We start from the raw sequence: 23,396 nt of genomic DNA, 5'->3' as shown, positions 1-23,396 counted from the left end.
CCCCCTGTGCCGCCTCCTGGTCCGCCGGGACGCCAGGGCCTTCGTCAGAAGGTGCTGGCGGTGCCCAGGACGCTCGCGAAGAACACGAACACCAGCACCGGCAGGAGCACGGTGGCGATGATCCCGCAGACGAGACCGGCGGTCGCCGCGCCCTTGTTGGTGGCCTCACCCCGGTTGGCCTTGCCCCGGCCGATGGCACCGAAGATGATCGCCAGGATGCCCAGGATCATCCCGAGGATCTCCATGAACACGGTGACGCTGCAGACCACCCCGATGATGCCCAGCACCAGGCCCGTGGTGCCCATGCCGTTGCTCGGCTGCATCGGCATCGCATAACCGGGACCCTGCGGATAGGCCGCGGGCGGCGCGGCCGGATAGGACGGCCCCGACTGGGGGTAGCCGTAGCCGGGCCCGGACTGCTGCGGGTATCCGTACCCCGGCGGCTGCTGCGGAGCCGGCGGACCGAAACCCCCGGCTTCGGGGTTGATGTTGGACATGAAGTGGTTTCCCCTCCGTTGACGATCAGGGCATCGTAATGGCCGCACGCAACAGGAGGGAGCGAGTTCCGGCCGACGGGTGCCGTAAGAGCCACGGCCCCGACGGATTCAGCGGTCGGCGGACACCGTCACCGAGACGCTGCGCGCGGAGTCGTCGTCGTACGGGTCGGAGTGGGTGCGGCCGTCATGGATGGCGGCGGTGATGCCGATCGCGAGCAGGGCGATCACGACGATGCCGAGCACGATGCCGATGACCCCCATGATCAGGCCCGCCTGGGCCTGGCCGTGGTTGGTGGCCTCGCCGCGATCGGCCCGCCGGCGGCCCTTGATGCCGAAGACCACCGCGAGGATGCCCAGCACCACCGAGACGACGCCGTACATGCAGAACAGACACAGGGACAGGATGCCGAGCACCATCGCGGCGGTGCCCATGCCGTTCTGCGGGGCCATCGGCATGCCGGGCCAGCCGTAGCCCGCGGGGTAGCCGGGGTAGCCGTAGCCGCCGGAAGCCGGCGGTGCGGGTATGCCGGGGCCCGAGGGAGCGATCGGCGGGGGCGGTACCGCCTCGCCGCCCACCGGGGCCGTGCCCGGCACGCCGAATCCGGACGCGGCGGCCGGCGGTGCGAAGCCGGGAGGAGAGGCGGGCGGAGCGAAGCCAGGGGCAGACGCGGGCGGTGCGAAGCCGTCGGTCGGCAGGGAGGTCATGGTCGCCTGGTCGTGCACGGACGGCGGCTGCGCGGGCGGCTGAGCCTCCGCATGGGACGGCTTCTTCTCCAGCGAAGTCCGCTGCTCGGGCGGCGCCCACGGGTTGTAGTCGCCTCCCGAGGTGCCGCTCGCCTGCGCTCCGTCACTCACGGGCATGTCCCCCTCGGTCGTTCGTCCCGCCATGCTACGGCCTCGCCTCCGCACCCCTGCGGCCCGGTCCCGCCGCTTTCCAGCAGGCGAACGGCCGGTCGCCGTACGCCCAGTGACAGACGGCGGGGGAAGCAGTCCGCGAGGCGCCGGGTGTCCACGAGCACCGCCGTGACGAGCACCACCGCGCCGATCGCGCCACGCCGTCGCGCCGGACCTCGTGCGGGCGCCGCGGCCGCACCGCTCCTCCACCGGCCGGTCAGCACGCGCCGCCCGCCTACGATGTCGTCCGTACCGCCGATCAGCCGATCACCCGCGCCTCGCCCGCACCGGGCCGCCGGCGCCCTGCCCGGGGAGGACCCCATGACCGACAGCAGCTCCGTACCCGCCACCGGCACCGCCGACCGCGACCTGCGGACCTTCATCGCCGGGCTGCCCAAGGCCGAACTGCACGTCCACCACGTCGGCTCCGCCTCCCCGCGCATCGTCTCGGAACTGGCCGCCCGCCACCCCGACTCCAAGGTGCCCGCCGACCCCGAGGCCCTGGCCGACTTCTTCACCTTCACCGACTTCGCGCACTTCATCGACGTGTATCTGTCGGTCGTCGACCTGATCCGCACCCCGGAGGACGTCCGGCTGCTCACCTACGAGGTGGCCCGCGACCTGGCCCGGCAGCAGGTGCGGTACGCCGAGCTGACCATCACGCCCTTCTCCTCGACCCGGCGCGGCGTCGACGAGGCGGCGTTCATGGCGGCGATCGAGGACGCCCGCAAGGCGGCCGAGGCCGAGTTCGGGACCGTGCTGCGGTGGTGCTTCGACATCCCCGGTGAGGCCGGGCTGGAATCCGCCGAGGAGACGGCACGGCTCGCCACCGACGACCGGATCCGCCCGGAGGGGCTCGTGTCGTTCGGGCTGGGCGGGCCCGAGATCGGCGTACCCCGGCCGCAGTTCAAGCCGTACTTCGACCGGGCCATCGCCGCCGGCCTGCACTCCGTGCCGCACGCCGGCGAGACGACCGGCCCGGAGACGGTGTGGGACGCCCTGCACGAGCTGCGCGCCGAGCGCATCGGGCACGGCACCAGCTCCGCGCAGGACCCGGAGCTGCTCGCGCATCTCGCCGAGCACCGCATCCCGCTGGAGGTCTGCCCGACCTCCAACATCGCCACCCGCGCGGTCCGCACCCTGGACGAACACCCGATCAAGGAGTTCGTGCACGCGGGGGTGCTGGTCACGATCAACTCCGACGACCCGCCGATGTTCGGCACCGACCTCAACAACGAGTACGCGGTGGCCGCGCGGCTGCTGGACCTGGACGAGCGGGGCCTGGCCGGCCTCGCCAAGAACGCCGTGGAGGCCTCGTTCCTGGACTCCGCGGGCAAGGCCCGGATCGCGGCGGAGATCGACACGTACACCAGCACCTGGCTGGCCTCCTGACGCCCACCACAATGGGGGGCATGCAGACCGTGACCGCCGTGGCGCACCGCGGCGACCCCTACCGCTTCCGCGAGAACACCGTCGACTCACTGCGTTCCGCGCTCGACCAGGGCGCGGACGCGGTCGAGATCGACGTACGGCTCACCCGCGACGGCGTCCCCGTGCTACTGCACGACGAGACGCTCGCGCGGCTGTGGGAAGTCGACCGGCCGCTCGGCGCGCTGTCCGCGGAGGAACTGCGCGGGCTCACGGCGGGCGGGGTGCCGACGCTCGCGGAGGCGCTGGCGGCGACCGGTGACTGCCGGGTGATGGTGGATCTGTGCGGGCGGCCCGACCGGCGGACGGTGGACCGGGTCATGGACGTGGTCCGGCAGAGCGCGGCCCGGGAGCGCGTCTACTACTGTGCGGGCGCCGAGGCGATGCTCGCCGTGCGCGCCGCCGACCCGGCCGCGGAGATCGCCCTGACCTGGACGACCCTCGCCCCGCCCCGGCCCGCGCTGCTGGACGTGGTCCGCCCGCGCTGGCTCAACTACCGTTTCCCGCTGGTGAGCCGGGAGCTGGCGGCCCGTGTCCACCACGACGGACACCTGCTGTCCGTGTGGACCCCGGACACCCGCCGCTCGATGAGCCGCCTGCTGGACCTGGGCGTCGACTCGATCACCACGAACCGGATCGACGCCCTGCACGCGCTGCGCAACGGCGGCGGCATCGGCCGTTAGGGGGTGTCGTTTGGATCATCCCGGCGTCGCGGGCCGGCACCGCTCGTCACGGCCGGCCTGATCCAAACGACCCCTAGCCCCCGGCGAACTCCAGCGGGGGCGCGATGGCCTGGGCGTCCGCGCCCTCCCCCACCCACAGCCCGATCAGGAGTGCCGCCGTCGCCTCCAGCAACCCGGCCCGGTCCAGTCCTCCGGCGTTCAGCGGCTCGCAGCCCAGGTCCCGCACCAGCCGTCGTACGACCGTGAGCGCGTCCTCGTCGTCCCCGCACAGCGGGACGGCGAGCGGGTGGCCGGCGAACACCGGTGGGGTCAGGCGCCAGACGCTCTCGTGGCAGAGGTTGAACGCCTTGACCACACGGGCGCCGGGCGCGGCGGCGGCGATGCGCTCGGCCGCCGCCGGGCCGCCGGCCGTGAGCAGTGCGAAGTCCGGACCGCCCACCGGATTGGTGCAGTCGACCAACACCCGGCCGTTCAGGTCGAGTTCAGCGACCACGTCCACGACCGCCGGGTACGGCAGGGCCAGCAGCACCGCGTCGGCGCCGTGCTCCACCGCCGCCCGCACATCGCCGCGCGACCGGCTGCCCGCGACCACCTGGTGGCCGGCCCGCCGCCACTGCCCGCCCAGTGCGTCCGCCATCGCACCGGTACCGAGAATCCCTATGTGCACAACTGCCTCCCCTTGCAGGTGGGTTGGATACGGGCACGACAGTAGGAGGCGGCTCGGGCACCATTCGGTGTGTGACCGACGACCACCCCTTCCTCGCCGACTGCCGGGCCCGGCTCGCCTTCGACCTGCTCGCCAACACCTGGAACGCGGTGGTGCTGTGGGCGCTCAGGGACGGCCCGTGCCGGCCGGGCGCGCTGCGCGACCGCATCGGCGGGATCAGCCAGAAGGTGCTCACCGAGACGCTGCGCCGGCTGCAGTTCAACGGCCTGGTGGAGCGACGGGCCCATGGCGGCTCTCCGCCCCGCGTGGAGTACGGGCTCACCGCGCTGGGGCGGACGCTGCTGGGGCCGATCGACGCCTTCGGCGCCTGGGCGTTCGAGCACGGCGACGAGGTCATGGCCGCGCAGGAGCACTACACGCGCGAGCGCTGAGCCACCGCCGCCGGATCGGCCGGGGTGGCGGGGGCGACGTGCTGCGGGACCGGGGTGTCGCCCTTGCCGGTGCCACGGACCAGGCGGTAGCGCCGCGCGACCGGGGCCGGTGCGGGCCCCGTAGGGGATGTCCCGGAGAACTCCCCCAGTGCGGGCGTCCGTTACTCGGGGACAGGGGCCGGGTCGGGCGTCCTCCTCGATGAGGATCCGTGCCGCGGCACGGCAGCGGAGGATGATCACGAACCGTTCACCGGCAGGCCCCCACCGACCGGACCCGCCCGGAAACCGCCCCTGGAGCAGCAGCCATGCGTCCGCGTACTCGTGTCACCGTCCTCACCACGTCCGCCGTGGTCCTGGCCCTGTCCGCCACTCCCCTGGCGGCTCCCGCCTTCGCCTCCCCCGCGGCGAACACCGTCTGTGACACGAAGCCCACGACCGTCACGAAGACCGCCCCCGCCACGACGGCGGCCCACCCGGCGGCGGACCACCGCCCCACGGCGGACCACCGGACGGCCGGCCCGGATGCCAAGGCGCTGCGTGCCGCTCTCGGCGGTCTGCCCGACACCGATGCGACCGCCGCGCTGGTCCGGGTCGGCGGCCGTGACGGCAGCTGGCGGGGCAGCGCGGGCGTGCACGATCTGACGAGCGGTCGGGCGGCGGACCCGGACGCCCGCTTCCGGGCCGGTTCGACCACGAAGGTGGTGACGGCGGCGACCGTACTGCGGCTGGCGGCCGACGGCCGGATCGACCTGGACGCACCGGTCCAGCACTACCTCCCCGGGCTCCTCACTGCGGCCTTCCAGCCCATCTCCGTACGGCAGTTGCTCAATCACACCAGCGGCATCCAGGCGGGTGACGGCTGGGGCGACGACTTCGAGGACCAGTACGCGCACCGCTTCGACACCGTCACCCCGCAGCAGCTGGTGGCGTCAGCCGTGGCGAAGGGCCCGGAGTTCTGCCCCGGCAGGGGCCAGGACTACCTGAACATCAACTACACGGTCCTCGGGATGCTGATCGAGAAGGTGACCGGGCACTCGTACGCCGAGGAGGCGACCCGGCTGGTGCTGCGCCCGGCCGGCATGCGGCACACGTACTTCCCGGGGACCGACCCGCGTATCCACGGCCCGCACAACCACGGCTACCAGAAGGTGACCCGCCCCGACGGGACGGCTCGGTTCGTGGACGTCACGGAGTGGAACCAGGCCGCCAACTGGGCCGCCGGCGACATGATCTCCACGACGGCCGACCTTGAGCGGCTGATCACGGCGCTGTTCGGGGGCCGGATCGTGCCGCAGCCGCAGCTGCAGGAGATGTTCACGGTGCCGGCGGGCATCAAGGACGCCACGTACAGCGCCGGGCTCCGGCAGTTGACGTACAAGGGCACGGTCTACTGGACGAAGTCCGGCGCCCGCTACGGCTACAGCACGGGAATCGTCGCGACCCAGAACCTGAGCCGCACCCTCGTCTACTCGGTGAACTCCACCGACGCCAAGGGCGACGGAATGAACCCGGTGGCCCAGCGGATCGTGCTCGCGGCCGTCAAGCAGCAGCCGGAGCAGCAAGCGGCGCGCTGAGCGCCTCCAGGCGCTTGATCTTCTTCCGTACGACGTACAGCGGGACGACTCCGAACACCCCGAAGGACATGTCGATCAGACTCCACCAGAAGGGAATCCCGCGGATCGGACCGCAGACGAGGGCGAGCGGGATGATGCCGGCGCAGGCGATCATCCCGAACTCGACCACCCAGATGTTGCGGACGGGGTCGCGGTACGGGCCGTAGAAGGCGACCGCGATGACGAGGTGGGCGAAGGCCAGCCAGTCGGTGCCGTAGAGCAGGAACGGGTAGTCGGCGTCGGCGGTGTCGAGTCCGTCCCGCACCCGCGTGATCCACGCCATGAGTCCGGGCAGGTGCTCCGGCACGGACAGGGCGCGCAACGCGCTGTCGGTCCAGCGCAGTTCGTGCACCAGGGGGAAGGCGGTGGCCCCGCTGAGCACGAGGCACACGACGAAGAGGACCAACCAGACGCGAATGCCCTTGAGCAGGGCGGCTCTGTCGCTCATGGGAGTGAGCGTACGCCCCCATTTGAACGCGTTCAAAACCGCCCTGCTCCCTGCTCACCCCAGCCGGTCGTCCAGCGGCACCTGCCACACGCCCGGCAGATGCCCGTCCAGCTCCCCCGGCTCGAAGCGGCACATGCCGACCGCGTGCCAGAACTCGCCGGTGACGTCCCCCTCGTACTTGTAGCCGCCGGACGGGGACAGCGCCGCCCAGCCGCCGGGCATGCCGACCAGGGTGACCCGCAGGGTGGCCGGGGCGTCGGCGGCGACGTTCCACAGCCGTACCGTGCCGTCCTCGCCGCCACTGGCCAGCAGGGAGCCGTCGGGGCTGAACGCCACCGCGAGGATCCGGCCGGTGTGACCCGTCAGAACAGCCGTCTGCTCGCCGGTGTCCGGGTTCCACAGACGGACGTTCCGGTCGTCGCCCGCCGTCGCCAGCAGCGGGCGCAGCGGGTGGACGGCCGCCGTCCAGAGCTTGCCGGTGTGGCCCGTCAGCCGGTGGTCGATCTCGCCGTCCCTCCAGATCACCGCCGTACCGTCCCAGGAGGCGCTGGCCAGCCAGGAGCCGTCGGGGGCGAAGGCCACGGCGTACACCCGGTCGGTGTGGCCGTCGAATTCGCCGGTGACCCGGTGGCCGTCCACGTCCCAGATCCGCACCTTGCGGTCGTCGCAGCCGGTGGCCAGGACCGCGCCGTCGGACCTGAAGTCGATCGCGCGGACCCGCCCGTAGTGCTCGCCGATGGTGGCGACATGCGCTCCGGTGGCCCGGTACCACAGCCGTACCGTGTCGTCGTCGTTCGCGGTGGCCAGCAGTTCGCCGTCGGCGCTGAACGCCTCCGCCCACACGTGGTCGGTCTCGACGTCCAGTTCGCGCTGGTACTCACCGGTGGCCGCATTCCACAGATAGACGTCGCCGTCGCTGCTCGCGGTGGCCAGCAGCGGACCCACGGGTCCGAACACCGCGGAGACCAGGCGGTCGCTCTGCCCGGTCAGTTCGCGCAGCCGCCGCCCCGAGGCGGAGTGCCACACCCGCACGACACCGTCGTTGCCGCCGGCCGCCAGCATCGAGCCGTCGGCGCTGAAGGACAGGGTGCCGATGCGCCGCCCGTGGCCGCGCAGGATGCGCCGGCCCTGGCCGGTGGCCGGCTCCCACAGCCGTACGACACCGTCGTTGCCGCCGGTCACCAGCAGGGTGCCGGGGCCCTGGGCGGGTGTGTCGCCGTGCGGGCGGAACTTGCACACCCACACCGAGCCGCGGTGCTCGGCGGGCTGCCGGCTCAGGGGCGCCGCGACCGGGTCGGCCGCCGGGTCGATCCGCCACAGCCGGACCGCCCCGGCGCTGTCCCCGGCGGCGAGCAGGGTCCCGTCGGGGTCGAACAGCACCTGGTACACGGCCCCGCGGCAGCCGCCGAGCAGCCCGGCCGAGCGTCCCGCCGCCAGGTCCCACAGCCGTACCTCCCCGTTGGTGTCGCCGCTGACCAGCAGGGCGCCGCCGGGGTGGAAGTCGAGGGTGTAGACGCGGCCGGAGTGCCCGGTGAACGTGTGGCGCGGCGTCCCGGTGGCGAAGTCCCACACCCGCACGGTGCCGCCGTGCCCCTCGTCGCCGCGGTCGGCGGTGGCCAGCAGGGTGCCGTCCGGGCTGAACCGCGCCCGGTACACCACGCCGTGGTGACCGGGCAGCTCCCCGGTCTGCCGCCCGGTGGCCAGGTCCCACAGCCGTACGACGGTGGAGGCGTCCCCGGTGACCAGGGTGGCGCCGTCGGGCCCGAACGCCACGGTGTAGACGGGCGCCGCGTGTCCGGGCAGCCGGTGCAGCGGGGCGCCGGAGGCGGTGTCCCAGAGGGTGACCACGCCGTCGGCGTCGCCGGTGGCCAGGCGTGAGCCGTCGGCGTCCAGGGCGAGCGGCCACACGCCGTTCGCGTGGATCTCCAGCCGGTGCAGACAGCGGCCGGAGACCGGGTCCCACAGCCGTACCGTGCCGTCGGAGCTGCCGGTGGCCAGCACGCGTTCGCGGAACTTGACGGCGTAGACCCGGCCGGTGTGGCCCTGCAGGGTGCGCAGGGCGATGCCGGTGGCGGCGTCGCAGACCAGGACGCCGCCGTCCTCGCTGCCCACGGCGAGCAGTTCGCCGTCGGGGCTGTAGGAGATGGGCTCGGGCAGCCGGATGCGGGCCTCGTAGCCGTACGGCACCCCGACCGTGGAGGGCCGGAAGCCGGAGTCGACGGCCATGCCGGGCGCGATCGCGGCGCCCTGGAGTTCCGGCGTCCGAGCCAGGGGCCCGGTGGTCGCGGAGATCAGTGCCGCCCGCCGCCACCGGCCGCCGTCCACCCGGGCGCCGGTCAGGTCGGTGCCGATGAGCCGGGCCCGTCTGAGGTCGGCGCCGCGCAGGTCGGCGCCCGTCAGATCGGCCCCGTCCAGCCGGGCACCGGTCAGCCGGGCGCCGCGCAGAACGGCGCCGGAGAGGTTGGCGCCGACCAGCCGGGCGTCGGTGAGGTCGGCGCGGGTCAGGTCGACGCCGGAGAAGTCGCGGTGGGACAGGTCCTCGCCGGCCAGGGCGGCGCCGCGCAGATCGGTGTGGGCGGGCACCCGGAGCCGGCTGAGGATCTTCACGGCGTTGGCGTGACCGGCGTCCGAGGAGGCGTCCCCGGGAGTGCCGGACAGCTCCCGCTCGGCCCACGCCTGACAGATCCGGTGGTCGGCGAGGTCGCACAGGAACTCGACGGCGAGCTGGCTCAGTTGGCGCCGCCCCAGCAGGGCGCTGTCGCCCTCGGTGAGCCCGCGGGCGCACTCCCGGGCGACGAGCCACTCCACCACCGAGCCGTGGATGAACCGGAACACACCGTCGTCGCTGCGCACCAGCAGACTGCCGGAGCCGATGGCGTGCGCGGTCTGCGGCACCGACAGCCGGGCTTCCGCGAGCCCGCTCAGGGTCTCGGCGACATCGGTCAGCTCGTCCAGCCGCAGCGAGTCCTGCCCGCTCTCCCACAGCCGCAGGGCGAGCGCGGTGACCGCGTCCCACAGCTGGTCCAGGGAGAGCCCGGGGGCCCGGCCGGGGCTGCCGCTGCCGCGCTCGACCTCGAAGTTCAGCCAGGCCGTGAGCACCTCCTCGTACAGTCCGGCGGGGCTGAGGGCGCGCCCGGCGCCGGCGACCGCGCGCAGCCGGTCGTCGTCGAGGTCGGCGACGAAGCCGAGCAGGCGGGGGTTGCGGCACAGGGCGAGCAGGTCGGGGATGGCGTCGAGCAGCCGCAGCCGGTGGTCGGCGGCGCGTTCGTCGCCGTCGTAGCGGTTGACCAGGTAGGCACGGATCTGCTGCGGAGAGAACTCCTGGACGGCCAGGACCCGGCGGTGCGGAAGCAGGCCGACGCGTTCGCCGAGCGCGGTCAGCACCTGGCCCTGGGAGCGGAAGTGCTGGGTGCGGCTGGAGACCACGATCTTGGCGCTGTCCACGGCGGAGTCCAGCAGCACCTGCAGGCGTTCGGCGGCGCGGTCGTAGGTGACCTGGTTGACGAGTTCGTCGAAGCCGTCGAAGAGCAGCACGATCCGCCCCTGCTGGAGCATGTACCGGAAGGCCCGCAGGTCGATGTTGTCGACGCCGTGGGCGGCGAGGTGTGCGGCGACCAGTCCCTCGAAGGAGTACGCCCGGTCCAGCGCGTGCAGCTCCACCAACAGCGGGACCAGGTGCGGCAGTTCGGCGGGGACACGGCGGGCCAGCTCGCGCAGCGCGAAGGTCTTGCCGTGCCCGAAGTCGCCGAGCAGCAGCAGGAAGCGGCCCTGGTCGGAGTCGAGCAGCCGGAGCATCTCGTCGACGAGCCCGTCGCGGTCCTCGGCGTCGAGGCGCTCCACCTCCCGGTACCGCTGCGGCAGGTACATGCCCGGGGGATAGCGCGGGTCGGTGCGCAGCCGCTCGCTCTGCGCGCCGACGTATCCGCGCAGGTCCAGCAGCCCCTGGAACTCGGTGAAGCTGCGCACCCTGACCCCCCGGCGACGGGCGGCGTCCCGCAGCTCGCGGGCGGGCGGCGGGCCGTCGTGGACGAGTTCGGCCTCGCTCTCGGCGTCGGCGGCGTGCACGAGGGCCACGAACCGGTCGACGTCCTGCGCGGTCGGGGTGCCGGTGTGCACGGCCACGCGCTGCTGCCGGACGAAGCCGGACTGGGTCCAGGTGACCAGCAGTTGCGGCAGCGGCCCGTCGACCTGGCGGATCTGGGCGCCCTCGTGGCGGGTGCGGCACACCTCGGCGACCCGGGCGAGCAGTATCTCCGCCGGGCTCGTCAGGGCGCGCGGCTCCGGCTCGGGCTCGGGGAGGCCGTTTCGGCCGGCCGGGGTCACGGGGTCGGTGCGGGGCATCCCGCCCGCACGGTCCCCGGGATCCTCGGGCCCGAAGGCGCGGTGGGCCCGGTGCCACCGGACCGGCCGCCGCTGCGGATCCCGCGGCCCGTCCCAGACGGCCAGTCCCTCCCGGCCCACCCGCAGCAGCTGGTGCCGGCCGGGCCCGACGGCGCCGACCACCGGCACCTCGCCGGAGGCGGTGGTGAGGACGGGCAGCGCACCGGCGTCGGCCGGGCCGTGCAGCAGCAGGTGCAGCCGGGGAGCGGTCAGCCGGGTCAGCACATCGGTGTCCCGCAGCGGCCCGGCGCCGTCCAGGGCGGCCGTACCCGGCGCACCGCCCCGGCGCACACCGGAGGGGACGGCCCGGGCGGCGCCCGGCGCATGCCGCACGACCCCGATCCGCAGCCATCCCTCCGTCTCGTGCGGCCGCAGCGCCTGCGCGAACCAGGCGGCCTGCTCACGCCCGACCATCCCGTACTGGTCGTCACGCCGGTGGCTGTAGGCCATGGACGAGTTCAGTCCCGCGACCACGGTGTGCAGCTCCGGCACGGGAAAGAGGGTCCACGGCTGATCACTGTCGAAGACGACGTCCAGCCCCTGGTACAGCTCCTGGAACAGCCGGGCGAAGTGCCGCCACTTGGGCCAGTACGGCGGCCGGGGAGGCATCTCGTCCGCCTCGCAGGTGCTGAAGTAGGCCTGACAGGCGGCCTGGTTGACGTCCTGCCCGCCCGGGACGAGGGCGACCCGGTGCGGTTCGAGCCCGAGCAGGGCCCGCATCCCGGTGAGGAAGGCGAGGGCCTGTTCGAACTCGCGCCGGCTGCCGGAGGCGGTCAGATCACCGGTGACGACCAGCAGGTCCGGGGAGGGCGCCCCGGCATCCGCCAGCTCGACCAGGTCGCCCCAGATCGCCGCCTGCAACTCGGCGGGGTCCTGCCCCCGGCCGAAGGCGGGTCCGGCCAGCTGGAGCACGGTGACCGCCTCCTGCTCGCCGGCCGCCGCGGACAGGCGCGGATACGACGGCGGCGCGGCGGGCCTGCGCCGCCCCGCCCACCCCGGTCCGCCGAGCGGCCGGCCGGGACCCGGGGCGGACGGGGCGGACGGTACGGCGTGGCCGTTCGCCCCCGGGTAACCGGGCGGCAGGCTGGGCCGGGCCCGCCCGTCGAGGGCCTGCCGCACCCGGGCGAGCAGCAGCTCCCGCGCCGCCCCCGCATCGGCGACCGGCACCAGATCCACATAGGTGATGGTGGCCAGCAGCCCCTCCACCGGGATGTCCTCGACCCGCACGGTGATCAGCCGGCGTTCCGGCGCATCCGGATCCGCCCGCAATGCGGCCTGCCACTCCATGCGCCCGTACCGGGACCGCTCGTAGTTCCGCGACAGTACGGCGATGACGGCGGCGGACTCGCTCACCCCCCGGTCCATGAAGTCCACGAAGTTCGTGCCCGGCACGAAGTCCCAGGCCTGCAGGACCGTGCGGTATCCGGCCTCCTCCAGGGTCCAGGCGATCCAGGACGCCCAGCGTTCGTCGGCGGGTGAGTAACTGATGAAGAAGTCCAATGGCCCGGTGCTGTCCCCCGGGGCGTTCTGACGAGCCACCATGTATTGATAATGCCGTGAAAAGAGAGGTTGATACCGGTCGTTTCCAGGCGTTCGACGACGCCCTGGTCACAGGAACGCACAAACGTGCGACCCTTCCAACCGTGCGTGCCTTATTGCTGCGTCTGCATGTCCTCGACCGGGTGGCGATCGGTCTGCTGGTGACCGGACTGCTCTGCGTGGCCACGGGGTTGCTGCCGACGGATTCCGCATCCGATGCGATGCAGCGCATCGCCCCGCTCCTCGCCTTCCTCGGCACGGTCATCGTGCTGGCCGAACTGACCAGCAGGGCCGAGGTGTTCGACGTGGTGGCGGCGCGCGTCGCGCGGGCCGGGCGGGGCAGCTATGCGCTGCTGTTCCTGCTGTGCGTGCTCTTCGCCTCCGTCACGACGATCGCCCTCAACCTGGACACGACGGCCGTCCTGCTGACCCCGGTGATGCTGGCGCTCGCCTCCCGGGTGGGCATCGCGCCGGTGCCGCTGGCGATGACCACGGTGTGGCTCGCCAACACCGCGAGCCTGCTGCTGCCGGTGTCCAACCTGACGAACCTGCTGGCCGCCAACCGGGTCGCGCTGTCCCCGCTGGGCCTGGCGGGACGGATGTGGGCCCCGCAACTCGCCGCGCTGGCGGTGACGATGGCTTGTTTGTGGCTGTTCTTCTGGCGGCGGGGCAGGCGTGGGGGTCCTGTTGCGGAGGAGTCCGGCCTGGTCGCCGTACCGGTGTCGGGGCCGGGTGCGGCCCGCGCCGACGACGTGCGCGTGGACGCCGCCGACCGCTATGTGCCGCCCGCCGTGCACCGCCCCGCCGACCCGGTGCTCTTCCGCGCCTGCGCGCTCGCGTGCGCCGGCTTCCTGCTCGCCATCCTGGTGGCCGACGTACCGCTGTGGACGGCGTCCGCGACAGCGGCGCTCGTCGCCGTGGCGGCGTTCGGGGTACGGCAGCGCTCCGCACTGCGACTGTCGCTCATCCCCTGGCGGCTGCTGGTGATGGTGCCCGGCATGTTCCTGGTGGTCGAGACGTTCGACGCGCACGGGCTGCACCATCTGCTGGCCTCGGCGGTCGGCACCGACGGCGGCGCGCTGGGCCTGTTCCGCGCGGCGGCGGTCGGCGGCGGCCTGTCCAACGCGCTCAACAACCTCCCGGTGTACCTGGCGGGCGAGGCGGCCGTTCCCCCGGGCAACCACGACCAGCTCCTCGCCCTGCTGATCGGCACCAACGCCGGTCCGGTGGTCACGCCGTGGGCGTCCCTCGCGACGCTGCTCTGGTACGAGCGCTGCGTGTCGTACGGGGTACGGGTGCCGTTGGCACGGCTGATGGGGACGGGGGCGGTGCTGGCCGCCTCGGCGGTGGTGGCCTCGGTGAGCGCGCTGGCGCTGACACGCTGGTAGACCGGTCCGGCGATGGACCCCACTCAGCTCCTCCCTCAGCGGGTGGGGCCCTCCGCCGCATGGGGGAGACGGTCTGCCACACCGGACGAAGCGCGGCCGCCACGTCCGCGGCCAGCATGTACGTCATGACCACGGAAACCGCTCCCCTCCCCGCTCCCGCGCCCGTCTGGGCCCGGCGCGCCGCCCACTCCATCGCCCTGTGCGCCGTCCCCTCCGGCCTGTGGCGCATCGCCATGGCATCCGGTGTCTACGTCGGCTACAGCGACCGCGTGCTGCGGGACGTCTTCGACATCCCGGGCTGGGGTGTCGCGTACGTCGTCGGCCTCTCCGTCCTCACCGAACTGGCCGCCCTGCTCCCGCTGCTCCTCGTGAGCGACCGGTGGCGGCCGCTGCGGCCCCGGACCCTCGCCACGCTGGCCTGGACCGCCTCGGCCGTCCTGGTTCTGGTGGCCCTGTGGCAAGTCGTGGTCGCCTTGACGGTCGAGAGCCGGACATACATGTCCAGCGGTACGGCCCAGACCGTCTGGGCCTGCGCCTACGCCCCACTGCTCGCCGTCCCGGCCCTCATGACGGCGGTGACCTGGTCGTACACGAAGCGGCTGCGCTAGGGCGTGTATCGAAAGCGGATCCTTACCGAGCTGCAGGCCCGTGCCGACGCCCAGGACCTGATCACCTGGGACCTCAATGTCGACTCCACCATCGTCCGGGCCCACCAGCACGCGGCCGGGGCAAGGAAAAGGGGGACCTGCAAAAGGAACCGCCCGGCGGCATCGTCATCGAGCCGGACGACCATGGGCTCGGGCGCTCCCGCGGCGGCCTGACCACCAAGCTGCACCTGGCTGTCGAGCAGGGGCAGAAGCCCATGTCCATCGTGGTCACAGCCGGACAGCGCAGCGACTCTCCGCAGTTCGAGCCCGTCCGCGCTTACCTGCGCAGACGTAGAATCCGCTGCACCATCCCTGACAAGGTCGACCAGGCCCGCAACCGAAAGAAGCTCGGCTCCTGCGGCGGCCGTCCGCCGAAGTTCGACCCGGAGGACTACAAGGCCCGGCATGCCGTCGAGTGCGGCATCAACCGGCTGAAGCGGCACCGGGCCGTCGCCACGCGATACGACAAACTTGCTGTCCGTTACGAAGCGACATTGCTGGTCGCCGCCATCAACGAATGGCTGTGACCGGCACGCGACCACGTCTCAAGCCCACACCGCCCTGACCACGGCGTGGCCTGCTGCAGCCGCCCGCTCATAGAACCCTTGGAGGCCCCTGTGATAGTCGAGGAACTCCTGCCTGACCTGCGCCTCGTCCCAGCCGGCCCAGACGAGCTTGGCACCAGCGACGTTCCACAGCTCGTCGAACGAGACACGTGCGAGGAAGCCTGCGGCCTGTGACACCCCAGGCGGCTCCAGAATCCCCAGGGGCGGGTTGGAGGGGTCGGCATCGGTGCTGTGTGCCACTGGCCGCCCGCCGTAAATCGGCAGCTCCCAGGAGTCGTCGGCATCCGCATCGAGGACATGGGCAGCGGCATAGAGGTCATTGACGGAGCCCCAGACCTTGTCGATCGACTCGGCGATGCCCGCTGCGTACTCGTCGGGGTGGTTCTCCCAAGCCTCCCACATGAACGCCGCAAGCCAGGTGTGGTCGTCCCGGATCTCGGATTCCGCGACGGAGCGCATGTGCATGTGGATGCTCACGGCGACGAGTCCTCCCAGTTCGGCGGCCCGCCTGTCGGGCCGAACGGAGAGAACCTACTCGACGGCACTGACGGCGCGATGCCCGTCTCTCAACGCCGGGATGCCCGGCTCTGCCAGGACGCCCTCCGACACCCGAGCGCCGCGTGGATGAGGTCCTGGCCGAAGACCAGAACGTAGTCGTAGTAAAGGGGGTCACCTTCCTCGTCCACGGGGCATTCGAAGCCGCTGTCGTTCGCAAAGCGCACGGGCGCCCCCCTTCGGGGAGTTCGCGCTCGGTCATCTACCGCTGAGGATCTCCCGGGACCGGGGCCGGACCTGGCGGGGCGGCTTCCGCCCTGTGAATGTGCGCGGTGCCCGGAGGCGAAGAGCTGACGAGGTCCAGTAGGTGCGGCAGCATGTCCGGGCGGCCGGCGACGAAGGAGCGTGCGGTGTCGGGGCCGGCGTACCCGCCGGTGAACTCGGCGCCGTCCAGGTGCCGCAGGGCGATGCCGGCCTCGCGGGCGAGCAGCGCACCGGCGGGCAGGTCGATCGCCTCCGCGCGGTAGCCGACGAAGCCGTCGATGTCGCCGCGGGCCAGCATCGCCCAGGCCACCAGGGGCGCCCAGAGCTGGAGCAGGCGGCGGGAGCGCAGTTCGAGGGTGTGCCGGAGGGAGCAGGCCACCGGGTCGTCGCGGGAGACGCCGTGGCCCTGGGTCCAGGCCAGCAGGGGTCCGGCGGCCGGAAGCGGGCGGCCCGGCGCGGCCACGGCGAGCCGCCCGTCCGGACCCCGCGCACCATCGCCGCGCAGGGCGGACCACGTACGGCCGGTCATCGGGTCATGGACGACCCCCACCACGGGCGTGTCATCGACGCACAGCGCGATGCCGACGACGTAGACCGCCAGCCCGATGACGACGTTGTTGCTGCCGTCGAGGGGATCGATGAGCCAGGTGCGGCCGCCGCCGTCGCCGGCGAGTTCACCGGACTCCTCGGCCAGGATGCGGTCGTGCGGGAAACACTCCCTGATCCGCCCGATCACGAGCTTCTCGGCGGCTACGTCCAAGTCGGTGACGACGTCACCGAGTTCACCCTTCTGCCGCGCGGCGAAGCCGTCGGGGAAGCGGGACCGCAGCAGTGCCCCGGCCTCCTCGGCGGCGCTCACGGCCGTCCGGTGCTCGCTGCGGTAGCCGGGGTCAGGGTTCGGGCTCATGGATCCTCCTGAGGGCGGCCCGAGCGATCCGGGCGGTCTGGGGCGCGTCGCACGTGCTGCGGACCATGCGGTGCCCCGGCGCGGACAGCGGGCCCAGCGAGAGGTCCACCCGGCCGGGCAGGGTCCGCCCCAGTACCAGGGTGGCGGTGGGGCGGCCGTCCGGCACCACGGTGGTGTGGAATTCACCCGCCGGCAGGGCATAGGTCTGGCCGGGTGCGCTGGTGTGTTCGGCGCCGGGCCGGCAGCGCACCAGCCGCTCGGTGGGCCGCAGTTCGTCGACGCCCGAGGGATCGCTGAACACCTCGAAGACCCGGTGGGTGGGTGCGCCGGCGTCCTCCTCGATGTGCATGCGCCGGTTGCCGAGCCGCCCGTACAGCACGGTGCTGGTCAGGTCCCAGCTGTGGCAGTGGATTTGAGGGGCGGCGCGGTCCGGTTCCGCCTCCGGTGTGCGGAAGACGTGGACGCAGACGCCGTCGCCGCCGTCACGCAGGACGGGGAAGCAGACGAACCCCAGCGGATGGCGCACCGCGCGCAGGGCGCGGCGGCCCGAGGCGATCCGGTCCAGTTCCGCTGTGGCGTGCCGTATCAGCTCGGCGGTGGCGTGCCGCCGGGCGGCCCGTTCCAGGGCCGGATAGTCCATGTTCCATCCCCCTTGGCCGGAACACGACGCTCACCTGCGGTACGGGTTCTCCGCGCGCAGCGCCTTGTCGATGATGTCGCCGACGTCACGATCGGTGAAGCTCGGCGGAAGTGGCAGGCCGAGCCGGTCGAGCAGGCGTCTGACCTCGTCGACGGTCGGCTCCTCGGCGAGGGGGACGGCCTCGCGCAGATCGAGCTTGACCGCCTGTTCGCGGCTCTGGTGCAGCTCGGTGACGTAGTAGTCGTAGAGCGGCCGGTCCCGCTCCACGTACAGGCTGACCCGGCTCGGGTCGTCCTGGGTGATGATGAGGCAGGTGTCCGAGAGGTCGAACCGCAGGGCCGGTGCCACCGACGACAGGTGGACGTCGATCTCCAGCGTGTCCAGCCGCTGCCGGTGCCAGCTGGCGGCGACGACGGTGGCGTACGCCTCCTTGCGGGTGCGCTCGACGGTCCACTCGCCGAAGCCGCCGCCGAACGTGCTCCGGAAGCGGGCATACGCGGTGCAGACCTGGTCGTCGGCCGGGTTGATGATGTCGATCTTCATGCTGAGGGAGCGCCGCTGACGTTGTGCCTCCAGCACGCACTCGGGCAGCGTGACGGCGCGCAGATAGGTGCCGGTGCCGCCCTTGAACACCCAGCGGGTGGTGGCGCGCCGGGCCCGCTCGTGCGCGAGCGCGACCTCGGCGCCGGACAGCGTGCGGACCATCGCCAGGTCCTCGATGGCCCGGCTGGTCCCGGCCGCCGCGGCCCGGATGTCGGCCAGCCGCCGGCGGCGCTCGGTGAGCCCGCCGTACACCAGCGCCGCCAGGACGAGCAGCGTGGCGCCGGAGACGATGTTGGTGTCCATGTTCTGGTTGAGGACGTCCATGAGCCCGACGACCAGGGCGACGCCGATGGCGACGATCCCGTCCGCGTTCCGGACCGCCCAGGCGATCCCGTCCTCCAGCCGGCGCCCGGCCCCCTGCGGCGTACTGCGCGTCACGTCCACCCTCCCCCGACGGTGGCTTCCATCGTAGGAGCAAGGACACCTCGTCAACCATGCAGCAATCAGCCGTGCACCCTGCGTGGTCGAGACTCCCCGGCGACCTTATATCCCAAATACGCCGTATGTGGCAATATTGTCGTGTGTGGTTTTTGGCACTGAAGACAGGCGAGAGGAGTGCATCATGATCGCCAAGCTGCTCGCCAAGCTGTCCTTCACCCGCCACTACGGTGCGTACGGAGCCCATGAATGGGATGCGTACGCCGGCGACGACTAGGACTCACCGCACTGCCGGCGGGCGCTTCTGGGCGCCCGCCACTTCCCAGCCACGCTGCCGACGGCATCGGCCTGGACAGGTACCAGAGCCAGGGACGATCTCATGGGCCGAAGGAATGAGCCGCCGCGGTTGCCCGGAGGCAGCTTCGCGGCCTGGAGCCGCGACCGGCTGGCGCTGGCGCGCCGTGGCGCTGAAGAGTGTGGGGACGTCTGGCAGCTGGAGCCGCGTGTCTACGTAGCCGCTGCGGCCGGGCCGTGTGAAGCAGTCCTGCACCGCTCGCAGGACTTCCCCAAGGCATCCTCGCCTCTCTTCCCGCCGCTGAAGCGGTCGAGCGGAGCACCGACACCCGAGGAGCGTGCGTACGCTCACGCCGCTCGCATGCGCGGACTACGTGCGCAGGCGGTCGCAGCCCGGATCGGTGAGATCGCGCCCCGGACCGCTCGATTTGCCGACGAGTGGCCGACGGGCCAGGACGTCGAGATTCTGCCTCTGGTCCGGCACGCCCTGGCAGAGATCGGCGTGAGCTACCTCTTCTCCGAAGACGCACCCACGCTGCTGCCCCATGCCTCACAGCTCTTCCTGGCCCGGGAGGCGCTGGTACGCCCCTCGCGTTGGGTATGGCCGCCCTGGATCCCCACACCGGCACGGCGGTTCCGCACACGGCAGCAAGTCGCCTTCACCGACGCCTTGCGGCCCATCGTCCGCCGGCGTCGTTCATCGGGCCGGCTCGGTGACGACATGCTGGGACAGATGCTCCGGCCCTCCCCCCACTACGGCCTGCTGCCGGAAGAGGCCATCCTCGACACTCTCCCCGGAATCACCGTCGCCACCTTCGAGACCCCTTCCCGGGCAGCCGGATGGATCCTGCTCCACCTGGCCCGGCACCCCCAGGCAGCGGGCCGCGTCGCGGCCGAAGCCGCCTCGCTGCCCGCGGACCCGGCCGCGACGACCAGCAGCCACCTCGCCAGCCTGCAATACACCCGGGCACTGGTGAGTGAGGTGCTCCGGCTGTACCCCCCGAGCTGGCTGCTGACCCGGCGCGCCCCGCGGCAGACCCAGCTCGCCGACTACACCATCGACGCCGGGTCCACCGTTCTCGTCTGCCCTTACACCGCCCACCGCGACGCACGGGAATACTCCGAGCCGGACGAGTTCCGGCCCGAGCGCTGGCTCGACGATTCGGGTTCGCCGGCGAAACCCGGGGTCTTCCTCTCTTTCGGTACCGGGCCGCATGGCTGCGAGGGAGCCGCTCTGGCCATGGCGATGCTGACGCTCCTGACCGCGCAGACCGCCCGCTGCCACCACTTGAGCGAGCCGCCCGGACCGGAACCCGGCTACCAGGTCACCACCCTCGAGGGTCTCGCAACGGTGGGCTTGCGCCTGCGGGCCACCTTGCGCGGCTGAGGCCGGTCCTGCTTTCGGCGACAGGCCGCCTCCACTCATGGTTCGCTCATCGTGTGCCGCTGGTCGAATTCGTCGGCGAGCATGCTCATCATGACGAGGTCGTGGTGCCGGCCGGCGAAGAAAACGTGTTCCCGCAAGCGCCCCTCCTCGGTGAAGCCGAGCCGACGGAAAAGTCCCAGTGATGCCTCGTTGTGGGAAAAGATCGCTGCCAGGCATTTGTGATAGCGCCGCTCGGCGAACATGAAGCGCAGCAGCAGCACCACGGCTTCCGCCGCGTAGCCCTTGCGCCGGTGGTCAGCGCCGATCATGACATCACACTCGAACCAGCCTGAACGAGGGCCGGTGCGATGTGAGCCGACTGTGCCCACCAGCTCCCCCGTGGCCGTCGCTTCAACCGCCAGCCCGAAGCGGTCGTCATGGCACTTGGCAACGGCCTGCTCCTTCGCCCAGGCACGGTGGCTCTCGGCGGACCGCGGCAGATCCAGCCGGCTCCCTCGCCGCCCGTCGTCGTCGGCGAAGCGCATGAACGCTGTCCAGTCGTCAGGCTCGATGGCGCGCAGGCGTACCCGATGACCAGTCCAGGACGATGCCATGCCCCATTTGATCACGCTGCCGGGCGCGCGAGGCGGAGAGGCACACCGAGGCAGTGCTGGTGCGCGCAGGAGTGGCGCCGGCTTGAGGGTCTGCAGCGCGCCCTCGCCGCCGGGCCCTCCCGCGTTCTGGTCATCGGTGCGGGATTCACCGGCTCCGAGATCGCCTCCATCTGCCGCGAGCGGGACATCCCGGTGGCCGTCGCCGTACTCGCGCCGGCCCCGCTGGTCGGGGCGCTCGGCGCCATGATCGGCGAGGTTGCGGCCGTCATTCCCTGGCGGGCGGCGTACAGCGACATCACCGTCGCCGGCACCGTAACCCGGATCGGCGTGACAACCAGCACCTGGGGTTCGGCAGCGGCAGCCGGGGGCAGTGACCAGGGCGCGCCGCGGACGGCGCCCCCTCCATCCCGGTGCCGGCCGATCCCCCGCCGGAGGAAGCCCTGGTCACAGGCCCACGATCGTGTTCCAGCGCTTGGCGAACTCCGTCCGTTCCGTGGCGGTGATGTCGCGGGCGATGGCGAGGCGCCCGCGCATCCCGGCGTCGGGGAAGATCAGCGGGTTGCCGGCGAGGGCGGCGGTGTCCTTGTCCTTCGATGCCGCCAGGACTTCCTTGGCGGCCGGGACCGGGCAGACGTAGTTGACCCAGGCGGCGAGCTTCGCGGCGGTCTCGGGGGCGTAGTAGTAGTCGATCAGCCGCTCGGCATTGGCCTTGTGGCGGGCCCGGTCGGGGATCATCAGGGAGTCCGACCACAGCTCGGCGCCCTCCTCGGGCACGACGAAGCGGATGTCGGGGTTGTCCGCCTGCAGCTGGATGACGTCGCCGGAGTACGCCTGGCAGGCCAGCACGTCCCCGCTGACCAGGTCCTTGGTGTAGTCGTTGCCGGTGAAGCGGCGTATCTGGCCGCGGTGGACCTCGCGCTCCACCTGGTCGCAGACGGTGTGGAAGTCGTCCGCCGTCCACTTGGTGATGTCCACGCCGTTGCCCTGCATCAGCAGCGCGAAGGACTCGTCCAGACCGGACAGGAGCGTCACGCGGCCCTTCAGATCGCTCGCCCAGAGGTCCTTGACGTGCCGTATCTCGCGGCCCAGCCTCTTGCGGTCGTAGGCGATGCCGGTGATGCCCGACTGCCAGGGCACGGAGAACCTGCGGCCCTTGTCGAAGGCGGGCGAACGGAGCAGCGGGTCGAGGTACTTCGCCACGTTCGGCTGGCGGGCGCGGTCCATCTCCTGGACCCATCCCAGCCGGACGAACCGGGCGCACATCCAGTCGCTGATGACGATCAGGTCGCGGCCGGTGGACTGGTGGTTCATCAGGGCGGGGCTGATCTTGCCGAAGAACTCGTCGTTGTCGTTGATCTCCTCGGCGTAGTCCACCCGGATCCCGGTGCGCCTCCCGAACGCCTCCAGCGTGGGCCGCCGGTTGGGGTTGTCGTCGTCGGTGTCGATGTACAGCGGCCAGTTCGCCCAGGTCAGCTTCTTGTCGGCCGCGGACTGGTCGGCGACGGCCCGGTCACCGGGCGCGACGCGGGCGGCGGGCACCCCGCAGTCGGCGAGGGCACCGATCGCGGCGGTGCCGCCGAGGGCGCGCAGCAGGGAACGGCGGGACGGCGCGGATGTACGAGAAGAAGTCTGGGGCACCCAGGAAGAATGCCGCCCGGCATGGATGAGGGACAATCGACGCTGCGTCGAGCATGCCCGCGCCGGTCCGACAGGTTGTCGATCAAGGCTGTTCACGCATCGGTCAGGCCCCAGCTCCCCACCAGCCCCAGCGCCTCGGCCGCGTCCTGTTCCGGCGCCGGCAGGTAACTGACCAGGACCTGGCCCGGTTCGGGAAGGTGCAGCACCTCGAAGTCCAGGGTGAGCGGGCCGACCAGCGGGTGGTGCAGGGTGTAGCGGCCGGGGCCCTTGTCCGCCACGTCCTGCCTGGCCCACAGCGCGGCGAACTCCTCGCTCCGCATGGCGAGCGTGCCGATGAGCGAGGCCAGCGCCGGGTCGTCGGGGTAACGGCCCACGCTCACCCGCAGAAAGGCCACGGTCGCCTCGGCCTTCGACCGCCAGCTGTCCGCGAACAGCTCGCGGTAGCGGGCGTCGAAGAAGACCAGATGCGCGAACGTCCGCCGCTCGCAGGGCAGTTCGCCGAAGTCGCCGAAGACGGCGGCGGCGAGCGGGTTCCAGGCGAGCACCTGGGTGAGGTGACCGCAGACGTAGGCGGGTCCGGGCTGGGCGTCGATCAGCCGGCGCAGGGAGGGCCGTACGGTCTCGGTGGCCGGTGCCGCGTCCGGCAGGGCGCGGTCGGGGCGGGCCAGGTTGCGCAGGTGCGCGCGCTCGGCCGGGTCCAGGCGCAGCGCCCGGCCAACGGCCTCCAGCACGGCGTCCGACACATGCGGATTGCGGCCCTGCTCCAGGCGTACGTAGTACTCGACGCTCACCCCGGCCAGCTGCGCCAGTTCCTCGCGCCGCAGCCCGGGCACGCGCCGGGGGCCGTACGCCGTCAGCCCCACGTCGGCCGGGGTGAGCCGGGCCCGCCGGGACCTGAGGAACTGGCTGAGTTCGGTGCGCCGTTCTCCGGGTGTCGTCATGTCCACGAGTATCCGGGAGACACGCGGAAGAAGGGTGGGCAAGTCTTTCCCCCCTATAAAACGTGCCTGTCGAGG

Annotated in this window: 20 protein-coding genes and 1 pseudogene; 8 read left to right on the top strand and 13 right to left on the bottom strand. The window is 72.2% G+C overall.

The features are described 5' to 3' along the window. Positions 1 to 44: 44 nt before the first annotated feature. Complete coding sequence (locus tag ACIGXP_RS22740) at positions 45 to 497, bottom strand: DUF4190 domain-containing protein (protein ID WP_363218110.1); 453 nt, start codon at positions 495 to 497, stop codon at positions 45 to 47. A 108-nt stretch (positions 498 to 605) separates the two neighbouring features. Then, positions 606 to 1,358: a DUF4190 domain-containing protein gene (locus ACIGXP_RS22735; protein ID WP_399770889.1), complete on the bottom strand. Its 753-nt coding sequence runs from the start codon at positions 1,356 to 1,358 to the stop codon at positions 606 to 608. Between the two features lie 299 nt (positions 1,359 to 1,657). Between ACIGXP_RS22735 and ACIGXP_RS22730 the strand changes: the two are divergent. Both ACIGXP_RS22730 and ACIGXP_RS22725 read left to right on the top strand, forming a co-directional pair. After that, positions 1,658 to 2,783, top strand: a pseudogene (locus tag ACIGXP_RS22730) (adenosine deaminase). A 20-nt stretch (positions 2,784 to 2,803) separates the two neighbouring features. Beyond that, positions 2,804 to 3,502 carry a glycerophosphodiester phosphodiesterase gene (locus ACIGXP_RS22725; RefSeq protein WP_399770886.1) on the top strand — a complete coding sequence of 233 codons (699 nt, stop codon included), beginning with the start codon at positions 2,804 to 2,806 and terminating at the stop codon, positions 3,500 to 3,502. A 73-nt stretch (positions 3,503 to 3,575) separates the two neighbouring features. On the opposite strand, the gene ACIGXP_RS22720 is transcribed toward ACIGXP_RS22725, so the two are convergent. Further along, on the bottom strand, positions 3,576 to 4,169 hold the full coding sequence (locus tag ACIGXP_RS22720; RefSeq protein ID WP_399770884.1) for an NADPH-dependent F420 reductase: 594 nt from the start codon (positions 4,167 to 4,169) through the stop codon (positions 3,576 to 3,578). 71 nt (positions 4,170 to 4,240) lie between these two features. Between ACIGXP_RS22720 and ACIGXP_RS22715 the strand changes: the two genes are divergently transcribed. Further along, positions 4,241 to 4,600, top strand: coding sequence for a helix-turn-helix domain-containing protein (locus ACIGXP_RS22715; protein ID WP_363218106.1), 360 nt, complete (start codon positions 4,241 to 4,243; stop codon positions 4,598 to 4,600). A 305-nt stretch (positions 4,601 to 4,905) separates the two neighbouring features. Further along, positions 4,906 to 6,174 (top strand): serine hydrolase domain-containing protein, encoded by a 1,269-nt coding sequence (locus tag ACIGXP_RS22710; protein WP_399770882.1) that lies wholly within the window; start codon positions 4,906 to 4,908, stop codon positions 6,172 to 6,174. On the opposite strand, the gene ACIGXP_RS22705 is transcribed toward ACIGXP_RS22710, so the two are convergent. Next, positions 6,140 to 6,661: a hypothetical protein gene (locus tag ACIGXP_RS22705; protein WP_399770879.1), complete on the bottom strand. Its 522-nt coding sequence runs from the start codon at positions 6,659 to 6,661 to the stop codon at positions 6,140 to 6,142. The genes ACIGXP_RS22710 and ACIGXP_RS22705 overlap by 35 nt on opposite strands. A gap of 54 nt (positions 6,662 to 6,715) precedes the next feature. Beyond that, positions 6,716 to 12,583, bottom strand: coding sequence for a TIR domain-containing protein (locus ACIGXP_RS22700; protein ID WP_399770876.1), 5,868 nt, complete (start codon positions 12,581 to 12,583; stop codon positions 6,716 to 6,718). A 101-nt stretch (positions 12,584 to 12,684) separates the two neighbouring features. On the opposite strand from ACIGXP_RS22700, the gene ACIGXP_RS22695 reads away from it, so the two are divergent. The 3 genes from ACIGXP_RS22695 to ACIGXP_RS22685 all read left to right on the top strand — a co-directional run bounded on the left by ACIGXP_RS22695 (position 12,685) and on the right by ACIGXP_RS22685 (position 15,142). Then, on the top strand, positions 12,685 to 13,968 hold the full coding sequence (locus tag ACIGXP_RS22695) for an SLC13 family permease (RefSeq protein WP_399770873.1): 1,284 nt from the start codon (positions 12,685 to 12,687) through the stop codon (positions 13,966 to 13,968). Between the two features lie 116 nt (positions 13,969 to 14,084). Next, the gene (locus tag ACIGXP_RS22690) at positions 14,085 to 14,576 is read left to right on the top strand and encodes a hypothetical protein (protein ID WP_399771075.1); all 492 of its coding nucleotides are present in this window, start codon (positions 14,085 to 14,087) and stop codon (positions 14,574 to 14,576) included. A gap of 254 nt (positions 14,577 to 14,830) precedes the next feature. Further along, on the top strand, positions 14,831 to 15,142 hold the full coding sequence (locus ACIGXP_RS22685) for a hypothetical protein (RefSeq protein WP_399770871.1): 312 nt from the start codon (positions 14,831 to 14,833) through the stop codon (positions 15,140 to 15,142). Positions 15,143 to 15,160: 18 nt separating this feature from the next. Here the strand turns inward: ACIGXP_RS22685 and ACIGXP_RS22680 are convergent, their stop codons facing one another. The 5 genes from ACIGXP_RS22680 to ACIGXP_RS22660 all read right to left on the bottom strand — a co-directional run bounded on the left by ACIGXP_RS22680 (position 15,161) and on the right by ACIGXP_RS22660 (position 18,468). After that, the gene (locus ACIGXP_RS22680) at positions 15,161 to 15,658 is read right to left on the bottom strand and encodes a DUF1877 family protein (protein ID WP_399770869.1); all 498 of its coding nucleotides are present in this window, start codon (positions 15,656 to 15,658) and stop codon (positions 15,161 to 15,163) included. 89 nt (positions 15,659 to 15,747) lie between these two features. Further along, on the bottom strand, positions 15,748 to 15,903 hold the full coding sequence (locus ACIGXP_RS22675; protein WP_399770866.1) for a hypothetical protein: 156 nt from the start codon (positions 15,901 to 15,903) through the stop codon (positions 15,748 to 15,750). Between the two features lie 35 nt (positions 15,904 to 15,938). Beyond that, a complete protein-coding gene (locus ACIGXP_RS22670) occupies positions 15,939 to 16,847 on the bottom strand; it encodes an inositol monophosphatase (RefSeq protein WP_363219794.1) in 909 nt (302 codons plus the stop codon). Continuing rightward, positions 16,831 to 17,487 (bottom strand): hypothetical protein, encoded by a 657-nt coding sequence (locus ACIGXP_RS22665; RefSeq protein WP_363219793.1) that lies wholly within the window; start codon positions 17,485 to 17,487, stop codon positions 16,831 to 16,833. Before ACIGXP_RS22665 ends, ACIGXP_RS22670 begins: the two co-directional genes overlap by 17 nt. 30 nt (positions 17,488 to 17,517) lie before the next feature. Further along, positions 17,518 to 18,468, bottom strand: coding sequence for a hypothetical protein (locus ACIGXP_RS22660; RefSeq protein WP_363219792.1), 951 nt, complete (start codon positions 18,466 to 18,468; stop codon positions 17,518 to 17,520). A 655-nt stretch (positions 18,469 to 19,123) separates the two neighbouring features. On the opposite strand from ACIGXP_RS22660, the gene ACIGXP_RS22655 reads away from it, so the two are divergent. Next, a complete protein-coding gene (locus ACIGXP_RS22655) occupies positions 19,124 to 20,149 on the top strand; it encodes a cytochrome P450 (RefSeq protein ID WP_399770862.1) in 1,026 nt (341 codons plus the stop codon). Between the two features lie 35 nt (positions 20,150 to 20,184). Here ACIGXP_RS22655 and ACIGXP_RS22650 read toward each other — a convergent pair whose 3' ends face one another. The 3 genes from ACIGXP_RS22650 to ACIGXP_RS22640 form a co-directional block, all read right to left on the bottom strand. Continuing rightward, a complete protein-coding gene (locus ACIGXP_RS22650; RefSeq protein WP_399770859.1) occupies positions 20,185 to 20,742 on the bottom strand; it encodes a GNAT family N-acetyltransferase in 558 nt (185 codons plus the stop codon). Between the two features lie 444 nt (positions 20,743 to 21,186). Further along, on the bottom strand, positions 21,187 to 22,380 hold the full coding sequence (locus ACIGXP_RS22645; protein WP_399770856.1) for a spermidine/putrescine ABC transporter substrate-binding protein: 1,194 nt from the start codon (positions 22,378 to 22,380) through the stop codon (positions 21,187 to 21,189). Positions 22,381 to 22,472: 92 nt separating this feature from the next. Further along, a complete protein-coding gene (locus tag ACIGXP_RS22640; RefSeq protein ID WP_399770853.1) occupies positions 22,473 to 23,321 on the bottom strand; it encodes a helix-turn-helix transcriptional regulator in 849 nt (282 codons plus the stop codon). Positions 23,322 to 23,396: the final 75 nt, after the last annotated feature.

It is taken from the genome of Streptomyces sp. NPDC053069 (assembly GCF_044546895.1).
Taxonomy (GTDB): Bacteria; Actinomycetota; Actinomycetes; order Streptomycetales; family Streptomycetaceae; genus Streptomyces.
Note: the sequence above shows the minus strand (reverse complement) of the source record. Positions and strands in the feature narration are given on the sequence as shown.